General features: G+C 40.9%; 15 protein-coding genes. 6 read left to right on the top strand and 9 right to left on the bottom strand.

The genetic code is table 11. The features are described from left to right. Window position 1: 1 nt before the first annotated feature. Window positions 2-1,231, top strand: coding sequence for an ABC transporter permease (locus tag ACED20_RS12445; RefSeq protein WP_378104878.1), 1,230 nt, complete (start codon window positions 2-4; stop codon window positions 1,229-1,231). 422 nt (window positions 1,232-1,653) lie between these two features. Then, window positions 1,654-2,637: a PLP-dependent cysteine synthase family protein gene (locus ACED20_RS12440; RefSeq protein WP_294199495.1), complete on the top strand. Its 984-nt coding sequence runs from the start codon at window positions 1,654-1,656 to the stop codon at window positions 2,635-2,637. A gap of 53 nt (window positions 2,638-2,690) precedes the next feature. Here the strand turns inward: ACED20_RS12440 and ACED20_RS12435 are convergent, their stop codons facing one another. The 3 genes from ACED20_RS12435 to ACED20_RS12425 all read right to left on the bottom strand — a co-directional run bounded on the left by ACED20_RS12435 (window position 2,691) and on the right by ACED20_RS12425 (window position 4,577). Continuing rightward, entirely contained in the window at window positions 2,691-3,272 is a 582-nt protein-coding gene (locus ACED20_RS12435; RefSeq protein WP_294263507.1) for a YcxB family protein, read from the bottom strand. A 78-nt stretch (window positions 3,273-3,350) separates the two neighbouring features. After that, entirely contained in the window at window positions 3,351-3,653 is a 303-nt protein-coding gene (locus ACED20_RS12430) for a chaperone modulator CbpM (RefSeq protein WP_294199493.1), read from the bottom strand. A gap of 3 nt (window positions 3,654-3,656) precedes the next feature. Further along, complete coding sequence (locus tag ACED20_RS12425) at window positions 3,657-4,577, bottom strand: DnaJ C-terminal domain-containing protein (protein ID WP_378104873.1); 921 nt, start codon at window positions 4,575-4,577, stop codon at window positions 3,657-3,659. A 94-nt stretch (window positions 4,578-4,671) separates the two neighbouring features. On the opposite strand from ACED20_RS12425, the gene ACED20_RS12420 reads away from it, so the two are divergent. Beyond that, the gene (locus ACED20_RS12420) at window positions 4,672-5,871 is read left to right on the top strand and encodes a dicarboxylate/amino acid:cation symporter (protein WP_378104870.1); all 1,200 of its coding nucleotides are present in this window, start codon (window positions 4,672-4,674) and stop codon (window positions 5,869-5,871) included. A gap of 34 nt (window positions 5,872-5,905) precedes the next feature. Continuing rightward, a complete protein-coding gene (locus ACED20_RS12415; protein WP_294324740.1) occupies window positions 5,906-6,436 on the top strand; it encodes a hypothetical protein in 531 nt (176 codons plus the stop codon). Between the two features lie 9 nt (window positions 6,437-6,445). Here ACED20_RS12415 and ACED20_RS12410 read toward each other — a convergent pair whose 3' ends face one another. The 3 genes from ACED20_RS12410 to ACED20_RS12400 all read right to left on the bottom strand — a co-directional run bounded on the left by ACED20_RS12410 (window position 6,446) and on the right by ACED20_RS12400 (window position 10,011). Then, the gene (locus ACED20_RS12410) at window positions 6,446-6,829 is read right to left on the bottom strand and encodes a DUF779 domain-containing protein (RefSeq protein WP_294199489.1); all 384 of its coding nucleotides are present in this window, start codon (window positions 6,827-6,829) and stop codon (window positions 6,446-6,448) included. Window positions 6,830-7,107: 278 nt separating this feature from the next. Beyond that, a complete protein-coding gene (adhP, locus tag ACED20_RS12405; protein WP_378104867.1) occupies window positions 7,108-8,148 on the bottom strand; it encodes an alcohol dehydrogenase AdhP in 1,041 nt (346 codons plus the stop codon). A gap of 333 nt (window positions 8,149-8,481) precedes the next feature. Next, window positions 8,482-10,011, bottom strand: a complete 1,530-nt coding sequence (locus ACED20_RS12400; RefSeq protein WP_378104864.1) for an aldehyde dehydrogenase family protein — start codon at window positions 10,009-10,011, stop codon at window positions 8,482-8,484. A gap of 182 nt (window positions 10,012-10,193) precedes the next feature. On the opposite strand from ACED20_RS12400, the gene ACED20_RS12395 reads away from it, so the two are divergent. After that, window positions 10,194-11,117 carry an AraC family transcriptional regulator gene (locus tag ACED20_RS12395; protein ID WP_294199486.1) on the top strand — a complete coding sequence of 308 codons (924 nt, stop codon included), beginning with the start codon at window positions 10,194-10,196 and terminating at the stop codon, window positions 11,115-11,117. Continuing rightward, complete coding sequence (locus ACED20_RS12390; RefSeq protein WP_294241804.1) at window positions 11,114-12,043, top strand: alpha/beta hydrolase; 930 nt, start codon at window positions 11,114-11,116, stop codon at window positions 12,041-12,043. The genes ACED20_RS12395 and ACED20_RS12390 overlap by 4 nt, the downstream gene beginning before the upstream one ends. Before the next feature lie 877 nt (window positions 12,044-12,920). Here ACED20_RS12390 and ACED20_RS12385 read toward each other — a convergent pair. The 3 genes from ACED20_RS12385 to ACED20_RS12375 form a co-directional block, all read right to left on the bottom strand. Beyond that, window positions 12,921-14,249, bottom strand: coding sequence for a hydroxymethylglutaryl-CoA synthase family protein (locus ACED20_RS12385; RefSeq protein ID WP_294199484.1), 1,329 nt, complete (start codon window positions 14,247-14,249; stop codon window positions 12,921-12,923). Window positions 14,250-14,824: 575 nt separating this feature from the next. Next, a complete protein-coding gene (locus ACED20_RS12380; protein ID WP_378104859.1) occupies window positions 14,825-17,338 on the bottom strand; it encodes a M1 family metallopeptidase in 2,514 nt (837 codons plus the stop codon). 12 nt (window positions 17,339-17,350) lie between these two features. Next, window positions 17,351-17,569, bottom strand: coding sequence for a hypothetical protein (locus tag ACED20_RS12375; protein ID WP_294241813.1), 219 nt, complete (start codon window positions 17,567-17,569; stop codon window positions 17,351-17,353). Window positions 17,570-17,912 lie beyond the last annotated feature (343 nt).

The following is a 17,912-nucleotide window of genomic DNA, read 5'->3' as shown; positions in this document are numbered from 1 at the left end:
CTTGAACTTTCCTTTATATTTTTCCAGAAAAATAGCGTTTTCCAAAGATAACAAAAATAACCTGTCAAGGGTGATTATCTTCATCGGCAGGCTTTCCGTGGCACTGGGAATCATCGTTTCACTGATTACCGTTTCTACCGGATTCGGATCCAAGAAGGCGATCAAGGAAAGACTGGCAGATTTCAGCGGACATATCACCGTCCGCTCTACCCGATCCAATTCCTCCTACAACACTTCCGTCCTTGATAACCAAGGGCTGGATCTGAAAAAAATCAAGGAACTTCCGGATGTGGAAAGTGTTCAGAAATACGCTACGGTAACGGGAATTATGAGAAATGAGCATAATTTCGCCGGCATTATCTTCAAAGGTGTCGGAAAAGATTTCGACAGCCTGAGATTTAAGAAATTTTTAGTAACAGGAACTTCACCGAAAGTTACCGAAAAAGGCTATTATAACGGTGTGACCATTTCCCAGAAGATTGCCAACGATCTTCATTTGAAAGTAAAAGACAGCATTGTTACCGTTTTCTCAAAGGCCGATCAAAAACCTATTTACAGAAAGTTTGAGGTAGTCGGGATTTACAGAACGGATATTAAAATGATCGATGACCAGTTTGTACTGGGCGGCATCAACCACGTCCGGAAGATCCAGGACATGAAGCCGGATGAGATCGGCGGACTGGATATTTTCTTTAAAAACGTGAACGATATCGACCGCAATATGCCTGAAATCGAGAAACTCATCGGCTATAAAAACTACGCGGAAAAAGCAACGGAAAAATTCCCGCAGATTACCGACTGGATCAGCATTTTCGATACCAACATCGCCCTGATTATCATTATTATGCTGATTGTGGTTGTCATCAATATTATTATGGTTCTTTTAATCCTGATCATTGAAAGAACAAATTCCATCGGTTTACTGAAAACACTGGGTGCCAGCAACGCACAGATCAGAGCTACATTTATTAATTATACACTGATTATCATGATTCCCGGACTGCTCTACGGAAATGCCATCGGTTTAGGATTAATTCTGATCCAAAAGTTTTTCGGAATCATCAAACTGAATCCGGAAAATTATTATGTCAGCACCGTTCCGGTAGATCTCAACCCGATTGCCATTATCTCCATTTCTCTCGGAATCCTTCTTATTTCCGGCCTTGCTCTCATAGTTCCGAGCTACCTGATCAGCAAGATATCTCCGGTGAAAGCGATTAAATATAATTAAAGGTGAAGAGTTAATGATCAATCGTCAATGGTGAATTTTGATGCGCAAGTTAATTTTAAAGTCATGAAAAATTAGCCATTGATTCGAAGAAATTCACTAATGACATTAAAGGAGAATAGTTAATTTTGCTCCAAAATTAAATTCTAGAGTCATTAAAAATTGATTATTGACCCGAAGAAATTGACCATTGATAATAAGCTAACTTTTGCTGATTGATACTTTCGAATGGAGATATTGAAATAAAAGGAATAAATTATGAATCTTACATTATCTCTCATAATTACGTAACATTATCATAAATAATACGCTGAAGGTTTTGCATCTATCCTACAGGTTTACAGTTGCTTTGTGTTTTTAATGATATATCAGTTACGATTAATTATCCGAAAGCCGTATCTTTGCATGTGCTTTAAAAAACATTTATGAAATACGCAAACAACATCCTCGAAACCATCGGAAATACGCCATTGGTAAAGCTTAATAAAGTTTTAGGCGAAGATTTTCCTGCATTGGTTTTGGCGAAGGTGGAAACGTTCAATCCCGGGAACTCTGTGAAAGACAGAATGGCCCTGAAAATGATCGAAGATGCCGAGAAAGATGGAAGATTGAAACCCGGAGGAACCATTATCGAAGGAACATCCGGCAATACAGGGATGGGGTTGGCTCTGGCCGCAATCATCAAAGGTTACAAATGTATCTTTGTAACCAACTCGAAACAGTCAAAAGAAAAATGTGATATACTCCGTGCCGTAGGCGCTGAAGTAATTGTATGTCCGACAGATGTAAAACCTACTGATCCCCGTTCTTATTATTCCGTTTCCAAAAGACTGGCTAAAGAAACCGAAAACGGATGGTATGTGAATCAATACGACAATTTATCAAACCGAGCAGCGCATTATGAATCTACGGCTCCTGAAATCTGGGAACAGACGGAAGGGAAACTAACGCATTTTGTAGTCGGAGCCGGTACGGGAGGTACGATTACAGGCTGCGGGAAATTTTTCAAGGAGAAAAATGAAAACATCAAAATCATCGGTGTTGATACTTACGGCTCTATCCTGAAAGAGATTCACGAAACCGGGGAAATCAAATTAGAAAACGCTTATACCTATATTACCGAAGGAATCGGAGAAGATATTCTTCCTGAAAACTACGATATGTCGGTGATCGATCATTTCGAAAAAGTAACGGATAAAGACGGTGCCATCTACGCCAGAAAACTGGCAAAGGAAGAAGGGATTTTCTGCGGGTATTCAGCTGGAAGTGCTATTGCTTCGATGGTTCAGATGAAAGACCAATTCACCAAAGATGATGTGATCGTGGTGCTCCTTCACGACCATGGTTCCCGCTATGTCGGAAAGATCTACAACGACGAGTGGATGAAGGAAATGGGCTGGCTGGATTAATTAATCAGATTCTATCATACATAAAAACTCAGAGCTATTTGCTCTGAGTTTTTTTATTGAGTTATATTCTTTTTTAGGATCTGCTTTAAAAAACTGTAATCTTTCTCGCTCATCGATTTCCTCGGAAACATATAACTGTATTTTCCTTCAAGGATAATACATTCATTATTGCTTTGGGAATACTCAAAGTCCTTCCATTCACTGGTTTCTTTTTCGCCGCCGATATTGACCGTGAAAAAATTTTCGTCAAAACAAATTTCGTAGATGTTACAATTTTCAATCTTTGTTAAATAATGGTTTACCTGTTTTTTCCACCGGGACACCTTATTGATGCTTACCGAAAGGAAAACGGCACACAATAAAAACAGAAAGCTGACAAAATATAAAATGCCTGCTTTTTCCTGTGTAAAATCGTTCCTGAAAATAAATACGATCAGCAAAATGGCTCCGATAACAATGGTTGTAATGGTTTTCCCCCTGGTAGTTGCCGAAAAAAATAAACTTCCCTGGTTACCATTAAAATATATTTCCTCGAAATCCTGTCTTTTCGGTTTTAGAATAATTATTTTTTCTTCGCTCATATGGATATTTCTGAATACAAAACTAACGGAAAAATTCAGAATTTCCTCTTCCATTCAAAAGGATTACCATAAATTCATGAAACACAGAAACTTTAAACGCTAAACCTTAAACTTTAAACTTTAAACTTTAAACTACCCTTCCTCATATCTCCCGCTGATCAAAGACAGCTTATTCATCAGCTCCCGGTTCCTGTTTCTCAGGTCTTCCATTTTCTGAAGCATGCCGTGGATCACTTCCAGTCCCGGAAGATTAATGTCCAGATCGTAATGCCAGTTCGTCAATTTTTCAAAGACTGGAAGGTCTTCATACATCAGGTAACGGATCTCATTATCAGTATGTATCTTCAACAGGCCGGAATCTACCAGCTCATCAAAAAAAGTGATTTCAATATTGTATATTTTTACGAGTTCTTCCCGTGATATTCTTTCATTCATAACCTAGGAATTTTTAAGTTGTTCAAAAAGTTCTTTCTGCTTATCCGTAAGATTCGTCGGCAATTTCACTTCGTAGGTCACGAACAGATCACCGGACTGCCCTTCTTTCTTGTATACAGGGAAACCTTTGCCTTTCAACCGTACGGTCATACCGTTCTGGGTTTCCGGTTTTACTTTCAGGTTGACGCTTCCATTCAGGGTATTCACTTTTACGTCTCCCCCCAAAACAGCTGTGTAGAGATCAATCGAAACTTTTGTTTTCAGATCATCACCAATTCTTTCGAAATCCGGATCAGCCGGGATATTAAAAGTAATATACAAATCTCCATTTGGCCCTCCATTATAACCAGGTTCACCATGGCCTTTCAGCTTGATCAGCTGACCGTCATACACACCTGCCGGAATGGTAATCCTTACTTTTTTACCGTTGATCTCGAAGGTCTGCGGATGTGTGGTGGCTGCGTCCCTTAAATTAAGATTCAGCTCCGCCTGAACATCCTGTCCTTTAAATTTCCCCGATGCGCTTCCCCGTGAACTTCGTCCAAAACCTCCGCCTGCTCCTCCAAACATGCTTTGGAAAAAGTCTGAAAAATCTTCTCCATCTCCAAAATCGGCACCGGAAAATCCGCCTCCGAAGTTTCCTCCCTGATTTTGATATTGTCTCTGCTGTTGTTGCTGGGCTTTTTCATATTCCTCGCCATGCTTCCAGTGCTCTCCGTATTTATCGTACTTGGCCCGGTTTTCGGGATTGCTGAGAACTTCATTGGCCTCGTTAAGTTCCTTGAATTTTCTTTCCGCTTCCTTGTCATCAGGATTAAGATCGGGATGGAGTTTTCTCGCCAGTTTGCGATATGCTTTCTTGATATCTTCCTGTGTTGCGCCCTTGTCTACGCCTAAAATTTTATAGTAATCTATATAAGCCATAGAAACAATTTTTTCTTAAAATTAACAAATTTGAGACCGAAAACAGCTGCGGGAATATTAAAAATTACTTCTATCTTTGATCAAAAAGCAACCCATGAACCATGTTCTGAAAAATTACTCCGGAATTTTATTTCTTCTTCTCGGAATTACCATTGGCAGCATTATCGGAATCGTTGCGCCCGGGCTTGTGGTTTACCTGAAACCTTTGGGCGATATTTTCCTGAACCTGCTGTTCGTAAGCGTTGTCCCGCTGGTATTTTTCGCCGTTTCGAATTCGATTGCCTCTTTGGAGCAGCAATCAAAGTTCGGAAAAATCATGTTTACGATGGTACTGACTTTCCTTTTTTTCATTCTCACCGCAGCTGTTTTTACGATTGGAGCCGTCTATCTGTTTCCGGTTTCGGGTATTATGGGCAGCAGTGAGATTGTAGAAGCAACGGTACGTGATGAGAGTTGGGGCAGCAGGATTGTCGGTTTCTTTACCGTAGGCGAATTTACGCAGCTTTTTTCCAGGCAAAATATGCTTGCATTACTGATCTTTTCGTTTATGACAGGTTTTTCTGCCCGCAAGGCGGGAGAAAAAGGCCAGGTTTTCCGTTCATTTATTGCTTCAGGATATGAAGTTATGAAAGAGCTACTCCTGCTGATTATGAAGGTGGCTCCGATCGGGCTGGGTGCTTATTTCGCCTATCAGGTTGCTACGCTGGGACCTCAGCTTTTCGGGTTTTATGCCAAACCGCTTGGCCTGTATTATATTGCGGGAGTGGTCTATTTCTTCGTGTTCTTTTCGCTGTATGCGTTTTTGGCCGATGGAAGAAACGGAGTAAAAAGCTTCTGGACCAACGCTCCGTTTCCGACTTTAACCGCTTTGAGTACCTGCAGCAGCTTTGCGACGATGCCCGCCAATTTACAGGCTGCTTCAAAGATCGGTATTCCGAGCCAGATTTCAAATATCGTGATTCCGATCGGGACGACTTTGCATAAAAACGGTTCGTCGATGTCGTCAATTATTAAAATTTATGTTGCGTTCCTGATTATTGGAAGGGATTTCTTTGATCCGATGAATTTGCTGCTTGCGTTAGGGATTACGGTTTTTGTAAGCATTGTAGCAGGTGGAATCCCGAACGGCGGCTACATCGGGGAGATGCTGATGATTTCGGTGTACCAGCTGCCTCAGGAAGCCATTCCGGCCGTGATGATCATCGGAACATTGGTAGATCCTTTAGCAACAGTTTTGAATGCGGTGGGACAATTGGTCGCTTCGATGTTTGTGAGTAGGTTTGTGGAGGTGTGATCTACTTATTTATATTAATTTCATTTAATTTACCATGAATTCTTTTTACAAAAGTATCGGACTCTATGACAGCTTAAATCTCAGTATTGAGATGGACGGATCTGAATTTACAGAAAGTCTTCGGAAAATCACTTATAAAACCAATACGACCTTCCTGTCATTAATTTCGGATAACGGAATTCCTACACGGTTTGAATACCGTGGAATAGTTAATCCGGATCATTTTACGATTAAAAAAAGAGTCTATTTTTTTGATTTTAATGTAATTCATTCTGTAATCAAAGGAAATCTATCAAAAGAAAATGACAGAACTGTTATTACTGTAGAATTTGTTCCTTTTCTGCCTTATTTTCTTTTGCTTATTTGTATGATGCCTTCAATGATCTTTATTGCTCTACAATTTTTTAAAGAGGACGAAAATTTTATTCTTACCGCTTTGCCATTTATTCTCTTATTAATTCAGTATTTCGGATTAAAAAGAGCAATAAAAAAAGACAAATATGACTTTGAAAGGGAGTTATACTTCATTGCCCGGAAAAGCAATCAGTTTAAGAGTATCCAATAATCATTTAAATCATTCACTCCGCTTCACCGGTTCCAGGTTTTTGAGTTCTTCGGGAGTAAAGAGCCTGTAAATAACCTTAAATGTTTTACCAAGAGGTGTTTCAAGAGAAAATCCGCCGGGTCCGAATCCGTCGGTCACATCCAGGGTAAAATGGGAATATTTCCAGTATTCAAAGAGATCTCGGTCGATCCAGAATTCGTGGTTATGGATCGTTCCGATCATAGCATCGTTCATTCTCGGGAAAAAGCCACCTTTCTCAAAACATTGCGGCTGGGTCCCTTCACAGCATCCTCCTGCCTGATAGAACATCAGATCGCCATATTTTTTTTCGAGTTCCCAGATTACTTCCAATGCTTTTTCTGTAACGGAAAGTCTTGCTATTTCAGTTTTCATAATTTCTTTTGTATTAATATTCTGCTATTCTTTTGTTTTATGGCAAAAAACAAACGTTGAAGACCCTTAAACTATGGCTACAAATGAATTTTATTCTGTAAAAATCCTAAAATCTTTGCGAATTGAGCATTGATACTCCAAATAAATTTGTGTCGCACACAAACAATAGAATTTCCTTTTGTTCATTAAAATCATTTTTTTAACACCTTCGTTTCATAAGTCTTTATAAAATTAAAAAAAAGCTCGGCGAAATTTCATTTGCCGAACCATATATTATATCACTGTTTTGCGCTTCCGGCAATATCCAGGACAATCCTTCCATCGATCTGCCCTTTTTTCATTTTATCAAAAACATCATTGATATCCTCTAATTTTGCAGCAGTCACCGTTGCTTTCACCAATCCTTCATTGGCAAAATCCAGTGCTTCCTGAAGATCTTTTCTTGTCCCTACAATAGATCCTCTTACTGTAATCCGCTTAAGTACCGTTTCGAAGATCGGAAGCTCAAATGAGCCAGGAGGAAGCCCGTTTAGTGCAATGGTTCCTTTTCTCCTCAGAACATCAATCCCCTGTTTGAAAGCAATAGGAGAGACAGCTGTAATCAAGGCGCCGTGCATCCCGCCAACTTCTTTATGCAGGTATTCCCCGGGATCAGTATTTTTTGCATTGACGACCAAATCTGCACCCAATTTCTTGGCGAGTTCCAGCTTATCATCAGCAACATCAATAGCTGCCACATGCATTCCCATTGCTTTTGCATACTGCACCGCAACATGCCCCAATCCGCCGATACCAGAAATGGCCACCCATTCTCCAGGTTTTGTTTCGGTTTCTTTTAATCCTTTATAAACGGTAACTCCAGCACAAAGGATCGGTGCAATTTCTAAAAAGTTGACATTATTTTTCAGGTGTCCCACATATCTTGAATCTGCAATTACATATTCTGCAAAGCCACCGTCTACACTGTAACCACCATTTTTCTGAGCTTCACAAAGTGTTTCCCAACCGGTAATACAGTAGTCGCAGCATCCGCAGGCCGAATACAGCCACGGTACACCTACCGCATCTCCTTCTTTTACATAAGCTTCAGGTCCGCAGGCTACTACAATCCCCACTCCTTCATGCCCCGGAATAAGCGGCATTTTGGGTTTTGCAGGCCAGTCGCCATCCACCGCATGAAGGTCCGTATGGCAAACACCACAGGCTATCACTTTTACCAGCACTTCATATCTTCCGGGTTCTCTTACCGGAACTTCTTCTATTTTTAACGACTGGCCGTACCCTTGTACCACCGCCGCTTTCATTGTTTTGGGGATCATATAAAATTATTTGAGTTAGTTTGAGTTAGTTTTTTTTGCAGGAGGCTCATCCGTTTTTTATTAACACCGGATATTTCAAGTTCGCAGACGTTTGACTCCATCGAACTTACATTCGTCGGCTAATGGATTATCTTCTTTTTCATTTACCAAAATATGCCTGAGATTTATACCAAACCTCTGTATTTTTCAGAACAAAACGTATTGCGTGAGGGATAGGAAGGGGGCACGCCGAAGGCGGGCGTGCAAAGCACCGAAACGAAGTGGAGCCCTGGATAGCCCGACCGTTTCCCCGTTGCAAGACGGGGAAAACGGGCACGCCATCATTTATTAAAATTAAAAGAAACCTAGTTTGTTCTTGTTATAAGAAATCAGCATGTTTTTGGTCTGACGGTAATGGTCGAGCATCATTTTATGGTTTTCACGCCCGATCCCGGACTGCTTATATCCTCCGAAAGGTGCACCTGCAGGATAAGAATGGTATTGGTTTACCCACACTCTTCCTGCTTGGATATGACGCGGAACATTGTACAGCTGGTGTGCATCCCTGGTCCAGACCCCTGCACCTAAACCATAAATGGTATCGTTAGCGATTTTTATGGCTTCTTCTTCATCTTTGAACGTGGTGAAAGCCAGTACCGGGCCGAAGATTTCCTCCTGGAAAATTCTCATCCTGTTGGAGCCTTTAAAGATCGTCGGCTGAATGTAATATCCGTTTTCCAGGCCTTCCCCAACATGATTCACATCACCACCTACCAATACTTCCGCACCTTCTTCTTTTCCTAATTTAATGTAAGAAAGGATTTTATCTTTCTGAATCTGAGAAGCCTGCGCTCCCATCATTACGGTTTTGTCCAGCGGATTTCCGACTTTAATAGCTTTTACCCTTTCAATGACTTTAGCAATGAAAGCATCGGCAATATCTTCCTGCACGAGCAGCCTTGAAGGACAGGTACAGATTTCTCCCTGATTCAGGGCAAAAAGAACAGCTCCCTCAATCGCTTTATCTAAAAATTCGTCGTCGGCATCCATCACGGAACTGAAGAACACATTCGGTGATTTTCCACCCAGCTCAAGGGTTACGGGAATGATGTTTTCCGTAGCATACTGCATTACGAGACGACCGGTTGCCGTAGATCCTGTAAATGCAGCTTTCGCTACTTTCGGATTGGTTACCAGTGCTCTTCCCAGCTCTGCCCCGAAGCCGTTTACGATATTAACAACACCCGGAGGAAGCAAGTCACCGATTAATTCCATTAAAACCATAATGGAAATCGGCGTGCTTTCTGCCGGTTTCAAGACAACACAGTTTCCTGCTGCCAATGCCGGAGCCAGTTTCCATACGGCCATTAAGATCGGGAAATTCCACGGGATGATCTGCGCGATCACACCCAGCGGTTCGTGTACAATAAGAGAAACGGTATCTTTATCCAGTTCGTTGTGAGATCCTTCTTCTGCTCTGATTACCGAGGCAAAATATCGGAAATGATCGATCGCCAGCGGAATATCTGCCGCCAACGTTTCCCGTACCGCCTTTCCATTATCGATGGTTTCCACAGTGGCGATATATTCAAGATTCTGCTCGATCCGGTCGGCTATTTTATTCAAAATGATGCTTCTCTCGGTAGAAGAAGTATCCTTCCATGTTTCAAAAGCTTTGTTTGCTGCATTGACTGCAAGTTCCAGGTCTTCCTTGGAAGAATGCGCTGCCTGGGTGAAATTTTTACCGTTTACCGGAGAAACCACATCAAAATATTGTCCGTTCACCGGTGCGGTAAACTGGCCGTTAATGTAATTGTCGTATTTACTTTTGAATTCCGGCCATTGCAATAAAGTTCCGGATTGCTGTTGTGTTGTAGTGCTCATAATTCGTACAATTTTTAATTTTTATGTGTACCAAATTACACTTCCCCATGATATTCGGATAGCATAATCGTACAAAAAAACTTCAAAATCGTACACTACAATTATTTTTATGCTTTCATTAACAAATTGGTGTGCAGATATTTTCTATATTTGGGTAAACAGGCACCGAAAAACGTTTAGAAATGAGCTGTAACAAGATTTTATTAGAAACTCCTGTACTACAAAGGGAAAACCAGCTGTTGAGCCTGGTTGAAAATCGGACTACTTTCAATCTGAACAACTGCGAATTCAGCATCTATGAAACGCACCAGGCGGCTTTCGGAGTAAAGCTGCATTTTGAAACAATTGCTTTCACGGCTATGCTTCGGGGAAAAAAGCACATGAAGCTTGATGACAAGACGGGCTATTTCGATTATTTTCCCGGGGAAAGCGTACTTGTATCACCGGGAGAAACCATGGTCATCGACTTTCCTGAAGCTGATGAAACACCTACGCAGTGTATTTCGCTGAGCCTTAATCCCGAATTTTTAGAAAGTTCTCTCAATTATCTGAATTACCACCTTCCGAAAGCGGATGAAACTTCTCACTGGAATATTGAACTGGATGAATATTTCCTTTTCAACAATACTTCCCTTGCTTCCGCCACGAATAATATTATGCGGATTGCCATGGATGATAATTCCCAGAAAGATATTATGGCGGATTTTGCACTGAAAGAGCTGCTGATCCGGCTGATGCAGACCCAGGCGAGAGGCATTGTTGAAAAGAATATAGCCAAAAATAAATCCAGAATCGGATTCGTCGCAGATTACATCAAAAAAAACCTGCATCAAAAGCTGTCGGTAGAGAGCATCGCTAAAATGGCTTACGTAAGCAAATCGAATTTCTTTAAAATGTTTAAAGAAGAACTGGGAACTTCGCCGAACGATTTCATTCTCCAGGAAAGAATCAGCAGGGCAAAGGAACTGCTGGCCAGCAGGAACAGCATTAAGGAAACGGCTTTCCAGACCGGATTTTCAGATACGAATTATTTTACGCGCGTCTTTAAACAGCTGGTAGGCGTTACCCCGAAAAGCTATCAGGACCAAACGGTTTTCTTTGAATGAAACCTATTCTTATTTTCGTGTTTTCCTTTATGGCGGTCAGTCATTCCCTTGGACAAAGCTTTACTTCGCCCAAGGATTCGGAACAGATCGACATATGGAACGACAAGATGCCTGATGAAGGCGAATCAACAGGATCTGAGACCATCAGCGATAAAGGTTCTGTTATCCATATTTCAACACCAAGGCTCATCATCCACCGGCCTGAACATCCTAACGGAACGGCTATTCTGGTCATAAGCGGCGGTGGCTATGCCCATATCGAACTGGGAAAAGAAAGTACGCCCGCTGCCGATTGGCTGCAATCCCAAGGGATCACTGCTTTTGAATTGATTTACAGACTCCCGCAGGAAGGATGGCCCACCACCCATGTCCCTTTTGAAGATGCGCAACGTGCGGTAAGACTCATCCGCAGCAGGGCCGGCAGATATGGAATAGATCCGCATAAAATCGGCGTTTTAGGCTTTTCTGCAGGCGGACATCTGGCAGGAATTACCGCTACTCTTTTCGATAAGAAATTTTATAAACCGGTGGATTCCATAGATTCATTATCGTCAAGACCGGATTTTACAGGGCTGATTTATCCCGTGATCTCCATGCTTCCCCCCAATAATAAAACGCACTCCCTGAAAAGTATCTTAGGAAATAATCCGACTATAAAAGAAGAAACTGATTTTTCAGTGGAAAAGCAGGTTACCCAAGATACGCCGCCCACTTTTCTGGCCCAGGCGGCAGATGATCCTATTTCCCCTGTTGCCAACAGTTATCTTATGGAAGCTGCATTAGAAACAGCCGGGGTTCCTGTTGAAATGCATATTTTCAGGACCGGAGGCCACGGCTGGGGGTTGGGAAAACCGGGAAACGAGGTTGCTCAATGGCCACAATTATTTAAAAGCTGGGCACAGCGTAATGGATTCTGGAAAAAATAATGTTATTCAATTTACATTTTCCTGGCAGAAAAGAGGCAAAAGATTTTAACACGTAAGGCACATTAGATTTTTAGTTGCTTACATTGTGCATATTTTAGAACACAGAAGAAGAAAATCAAAGATTTTCATGAGGCTGTACTTACTTTATTCGCTCGGTTTGTCATCCTGAAAAGGATCTGCACTGCATTATTTTAAGCATAATCATCTGTATACATCCGTGCAAATCCGTGGTTAAAAAAATATGCGCTCCTAAATATCCAGCTTCCTCCCATCCAGCCTACTAAACAAAGCATACACAACTATCTGTAAAAAACTTATGTAATCTGTGGGAGATTTTACACATAAGCCACAGAGAGGCAGAGAAAAGATTTAAAAATAGTTTAGAATACATTAGAGAAAATCTAGATTTTCATGTAAACGCGAATTTTACCTGGGACTATCTAATACTATGTTGAGATCCCTACGGGATGGACAATTAAATGTCATTTTACAGTGGTTTAAACAAAAAAATGCGCAAACATCAGTGAAAATCTGTTCAGATTTGTGGTTTTAATAGTCCAAACACGAATCTTTCCCGGTGGCTGATGGCGTATAAAATCCTTCGAGAGCCTCAGGATCAAATCGCGCTAATACTAAACGGAATTATATATCACTTTAAAAAACTATTTTAATTCAGATCAAATTGCATATATGCGGTGTCAGACTGAGGTTCTCTAAGCCATGGTATAATCGGTATAAATGTGGTTTAAAAATTTAATTTCAAAATTTACCCGGCGATGACAATGACGGTAATTCTTCATTATAAAGTTAGAGTTGGTTTGAATAAAAAAACCGGAACTTATTGAAATTCCGGTTGAGGCTGTATTAAAGCTGAATTTTATTTCTGAAAACCGTAATATCTTGCTCCTTTCAGCACCGGATTTTCAAGTTCTACGGATTTCAGTCCGAAACCTTGGTAGTTCGTGTTGACGGATGCTTCCATTTGCTTCCGGTGAAGTTTTTCATAAGTATCAAAGTCTATAGGTGAACGTTTTTTCAACTCTTCAAAAATATTCCATTTTTCGGCGGCCTTTTTCCAGTTTTCTGAAATTCTTCCGGCAAACACTTTGGATTTCGAGCCGCTTCCGTATCCCAAAAATCCGATTTCCTGACCGGCCAATTCTACATTTTCGTCAAATGCCGTCTGCAAAGCGGAAAGCAAAGCCATAAAAATAGAAGCCGTATACATATTTCCGATTTGTGAAGAAGCTCTTTGGGAGGTCTCAATTTTTTCGTTGATAAACTGGAGATATTCCTCCGATTTTGCTACTGCTTTCTGTTCTTCGGGTGTATTGTAAGGCAATCCGTTTTCCAGGCTGTAAATTTCGGTAAAGACCCGCTTTCCATGAAATGCATACGGAAGGTGGAAAATAAGATATTTCCAGTTTTCATAAGGTTTTTCCTGACCTGTGATTTCCTTGTACTGCTGGTAGGCCTCCCTGATCCTGTCCTGATAGCATTGATTGGAATACTGTCCGTCGAACACCGGCTCGTCGGTAAAGACTTCGATTTTATCGGGGAAACTTTCGGGAGCACCGGCTAAATCATTCTTTTGAAAATGCCGCCGCGGTTTGAAGAAATCAAAGACACTTTCGGTAGCAACGCCCCAGTTGTTTTCAATTACCATTAGGTCCGGTGTTGAAGAAACCAATACGGCTACTGCCCCACCGCCCTGGGTATATTCCCCGGACGAAGCCAGTTCATATTTTGCGTAATCGCTGGCAATCACTACTGCTTTTTTATCAGGGTTTACGCGTACGAAATCCAGTGAATTATGAAGCGCATCCACAGCACCGATACAGGCAAAGGTCATATCCACCACATCACAGTTTCTGAACACCCTTGCGCCGAATTCAGGTTCCAGGACTTCTTCCACCATCTGCATGGCGTATGAAGCAGTAGGTTTAGCCGCATCAAGGGCACTTTCCGTACCGAGATAGATTCTTGCTATTTCTTTCGGATCAAGATCATAATCCCTGATCAGTTTAAGCAACGCTTCCGCCGCGAACGTAGCCGCATCTTCGTGCACATCGGGAAAGCCCATTTTGTGAAGACCAAGGCCTTTTTCCAGTTTTGCAGGTTCAATTCCCCTTTTTTCTGCGAGTTCTCTAATTTCCAGATATAATGAAGGCACATGGTAGCTTGCCGCCTCAATTCCAACAGTCATATGATTTATTTTACTACGAATTTAAAAAATGTAAACGTTTAATCATATATGATTTTTATCGGATTGTTCATTTTTGTTGAATATACGTTCTATCAGATGAGGAACTAATGAAGGAATTTTCCATTGGATATTCCAGCTAATGAAAAGGACATCTCCATACGGAAATGTCCAAGGTGTAAATTATTAATTAAATTTGTGTTCAGCTATAAATAAAAATATTTATTATTTCCATAACCCTTCCTGAACTTATAATATTTAATGATTATTCCGGTCAGCAGCTATAAAAATTAAATGTAATAAGGTAATTTGTGTGGTGTATCCTGAATAATGATTATCATTGATTTTCATACGTTTAAACTGAAATTATTATCAATTTATCCTGTCCTCAGACACACTGTATTAACTTCAATGATTATCGGTATTAATTTGACAGCAAAACTACGGTAAAAAAACAGATAAATGAAATATTTTGTTAAAAATTTAAATTAATTTTAATACAATCTCTAAAAATAAAAATAACCGCTATCCGAGAACAGCGGTTATCATATTTACTGAAATAGTACGATCTTATATTATTATTTAAAATCTTCGATGGCTTTATTAATAGCATCGATCTGTTTATTGATGCTGGCTGCACTTTGAGGATTCTGTTTCAGCAGTTCCATTTTTTTGTTCAGCCCCTCTTTCAGCATCTGGCTTATCATCATTTTAACCTGAGGGTTATTTCCGATCTCCCCTTTTGCCTGGCCCAGCATTTTGGTAATATTTTCCGTGGCCTTCAGGTTATCGGAACTCATTATCCAGTTATATCCCTCTTCTGCCGACTTGCCCAACTCGGGATTCTGAAATTTGATAAAAGGATAAAAAGCAACCAGCTGGGTAATATTCTCCATCTGTGAAGTCACCTTATTCTTCACAATTACCGGAAGTAATTTGCCCATAAGTTCCTCCGAAGCATTTTTCAGGTCGATTTTTTCTGCCAGCGAAGCCGCTTTTGAAGGATCAATTTCGATAATGGCACTTACGGAGCTTCCTCTTACCGAATTAGAAACCGCATTCATGCCTTTTTCAAAAATAGGGAGATATTTTCTGTCTTTGGTCTTTGCCAAAGCTGAAATAGCTGCTGCCTGCACGAGTGTTTTAGGATCATTGGCTGCCAGTTTTTCAACCTCTGCTCCCATCGCCTTGAACTGTTCGGCGTTGGAGAGGTCCATCAGCTTTAAAGCCCTGATTCTTATTCTGAAGAAAGGATCTTTAAGAGCAGCTGCTAAAAGTTTGGTAGCTGCCGGATTTTTTCCTACCTGATCTTTAATTCCGTTTAATGCTTCATATCTGCCTTTGAATTCTTTTGACCCTGTAAACTGCGTCAGATTCTGTTCAGGAGTTTTAGCATCGGTAATCTCAGCCAGTAAAACACCGTCTGCATTGATGTTCACCAGATCCGCATTTTTGGAAGCATCGAAATTAAACGTATTTTTCGCTTCCGCATTTACCCAGACGTTGTATCTTTTCGGCTTGCCGTTTTCGTATACATCGATGGCCAGCGGAAACTGGAACGGCTGCTCCTGGGTCTGCTCGATAATAACAGCTACCTGTTTTTTTACAGGCTCGAAGGTGTAGGAATATTTCAGCTTCGGGTTACCGCTTCCGAAATACCATTGGTTGAAAAACCAGTTTAAATCTTTTCCGGAAACTTTCTCGAACGACAACCTCAGCTGATGGGCTTCTGCATTTCCGTATTCGTAGGTTTTCAGATAGTCATTCATTCCGGCAAAAAAAGCATCATCGCCCAGATAGTTTCTCAGCATGTGAAGAATTCCGCCTCCTTTCTGATAGGTTACCAGGTCGAAAACATCCTCACGGGAATCGTAATTAAATCTTACAAGGTCTTTACTGAAATTACCGGGTGTTGTGAGGTACATGTTTACATCTTTCATCAAATGGTAATCAGCCTGGTCTTTTCCGTATTTATATTCGTTCCACAGGTATTCGGAATAATTGGCAAAAGATTCGTTTACAGTAAGATTGCTCCAGCTTTCTGCCGTTACGAGATCTCCGAACCAGTGGTGGAAAAGCTCGTGAGCAATGGTATCTTCCCATGCATTTTCATCAACAAGCTGTCCCGGCTTCTGCAGAACGCCGCTTCCGTGAAGCGTGGCCGTTGTATTTTCCATCGCACCACTCACATAATCTCTTCCTGAGATCTGCGCATATTTTGCCCACGGATAGTCGTAGCCCAGCTTTTTAGAGAAAAATTCGATCATTTCAGGCGTATTTCCGTAGATCTGCTTAGCATACGGCTCATATTCCTTCTCCATATAATAATCCACCGGAATATTTCTCCATTTGTCTTTCACAATGGCATATTCGCCTACGCCCATGAAGAAAAGATATGTGGAATGCCTTTTATCCATCACCCAGTGATCCGTTCTCAGGCCGTTTGCCTCTTTTTGGGAATCTTTTAAAATTCCGTTGGAAAGGGTAACGTATTTATCAGGAACCGTCATATAGATCTCTTCCGTAGTTTTCTGGTTGGATTTATCGATGGTCGGAAACCAGGCAGATGAGGATTCCGTTTCGCCCTGGGTCCAGATCTGGGTCGGCTTATCGGGATCCGTTCCCTGCGCATTGATGAAATAAAGACCTTTCGCATCGCTGATGGCTGCACTCCCCTCCTGCTTTACTTCGTTGGGACGCGCCGTATATTTGATGTAAACCGTATAGTCCTGATTTTTCTGGTAAGTTTTATCCAGTGTAATTTTTAAAACATCATCTTTATAATCATATTTTAAAGGCGATTTTTTACCGTTCGCCTCCAATGCCACTTCGTGAATCAGCATGCCTTTGGCATCCAGCGTGAGTTCGTTGGTCGGATAGAAGAAAGGAGCTGCCGTAAGCCACTCTTCCCCGTTCATCTGTTCTTTCTGATAGTCGAAATTCACCTTGAGTTTTGTATGCTTCAGCTCCGTGACTTTAGTGTGGGTTGCCCGGTAGACTTTTTCCCTGCCTGAGGTTTCGGTTTGGGCCGCTGCATTTGTGGAAAAGAAAATACCAACCAATAAAGCAATCGATAAAATGGCTTTTTTCATGTACTTTATAATTTATTTTTTTGTTAGAATATCAAATATATCGTTGACCAATGTTTCATAATCCCCTTTTTTAAACTGTTCCTTTGTTTTGGCAAAAGCTTTTTTCAGTTCGCTTTCCGGATTTTCGTCGTCGATTATTTCTACAGAGTCTACGCCTTTCATCTGGAGGATGGCATTTTTCAGTGCTTCCATATCGGCATCCTGCACGGTATTTATTTTTAAATATTTCATTGTATTATTCTTTTATAAAAGTCTCTTTTGAATTATCCTGCGCAATGATAAAATGTTTTTTCTCAGAAAGGAACTTAACGGTAATATTTGCCGACTCAAATTTGAAGTCCTATGGAAAATAGGTTTCAGTGGAAATTTCGACGGCAGAAAGAAAAAGTAACTTTTTCAACATACTTCTGAGATTTACCGATAAGTTGTAAAATTCGGGAAGATGTTACAAAAAAAGTGAAGTTTTGGGCTTCACTTTTCTTATTTTCATTAAGAATATTTTTTAACCGTATCGGGTCCTGTCTGCCGCCCCAGAATAATTTAGAAGCTGTTTGAGTTAAATTTTCTTAGCCAA

Origin of the sequence: Chryseobacterium sp. sg2396 (genome assembly GCF_042610505.1) — a bacterium.
In the GTDB taxonomy this organism is placed as follows: domain Bacteria; phylum Bacteroidota; class Bacteroidia; order Flavobacteriales; family Weeksellaceae; genus Chryseobacterium.
Note: the sequence above shows the minus strand (reverse complement) of the source record. Positions and strands in the feature narration are given on the sequence as shown.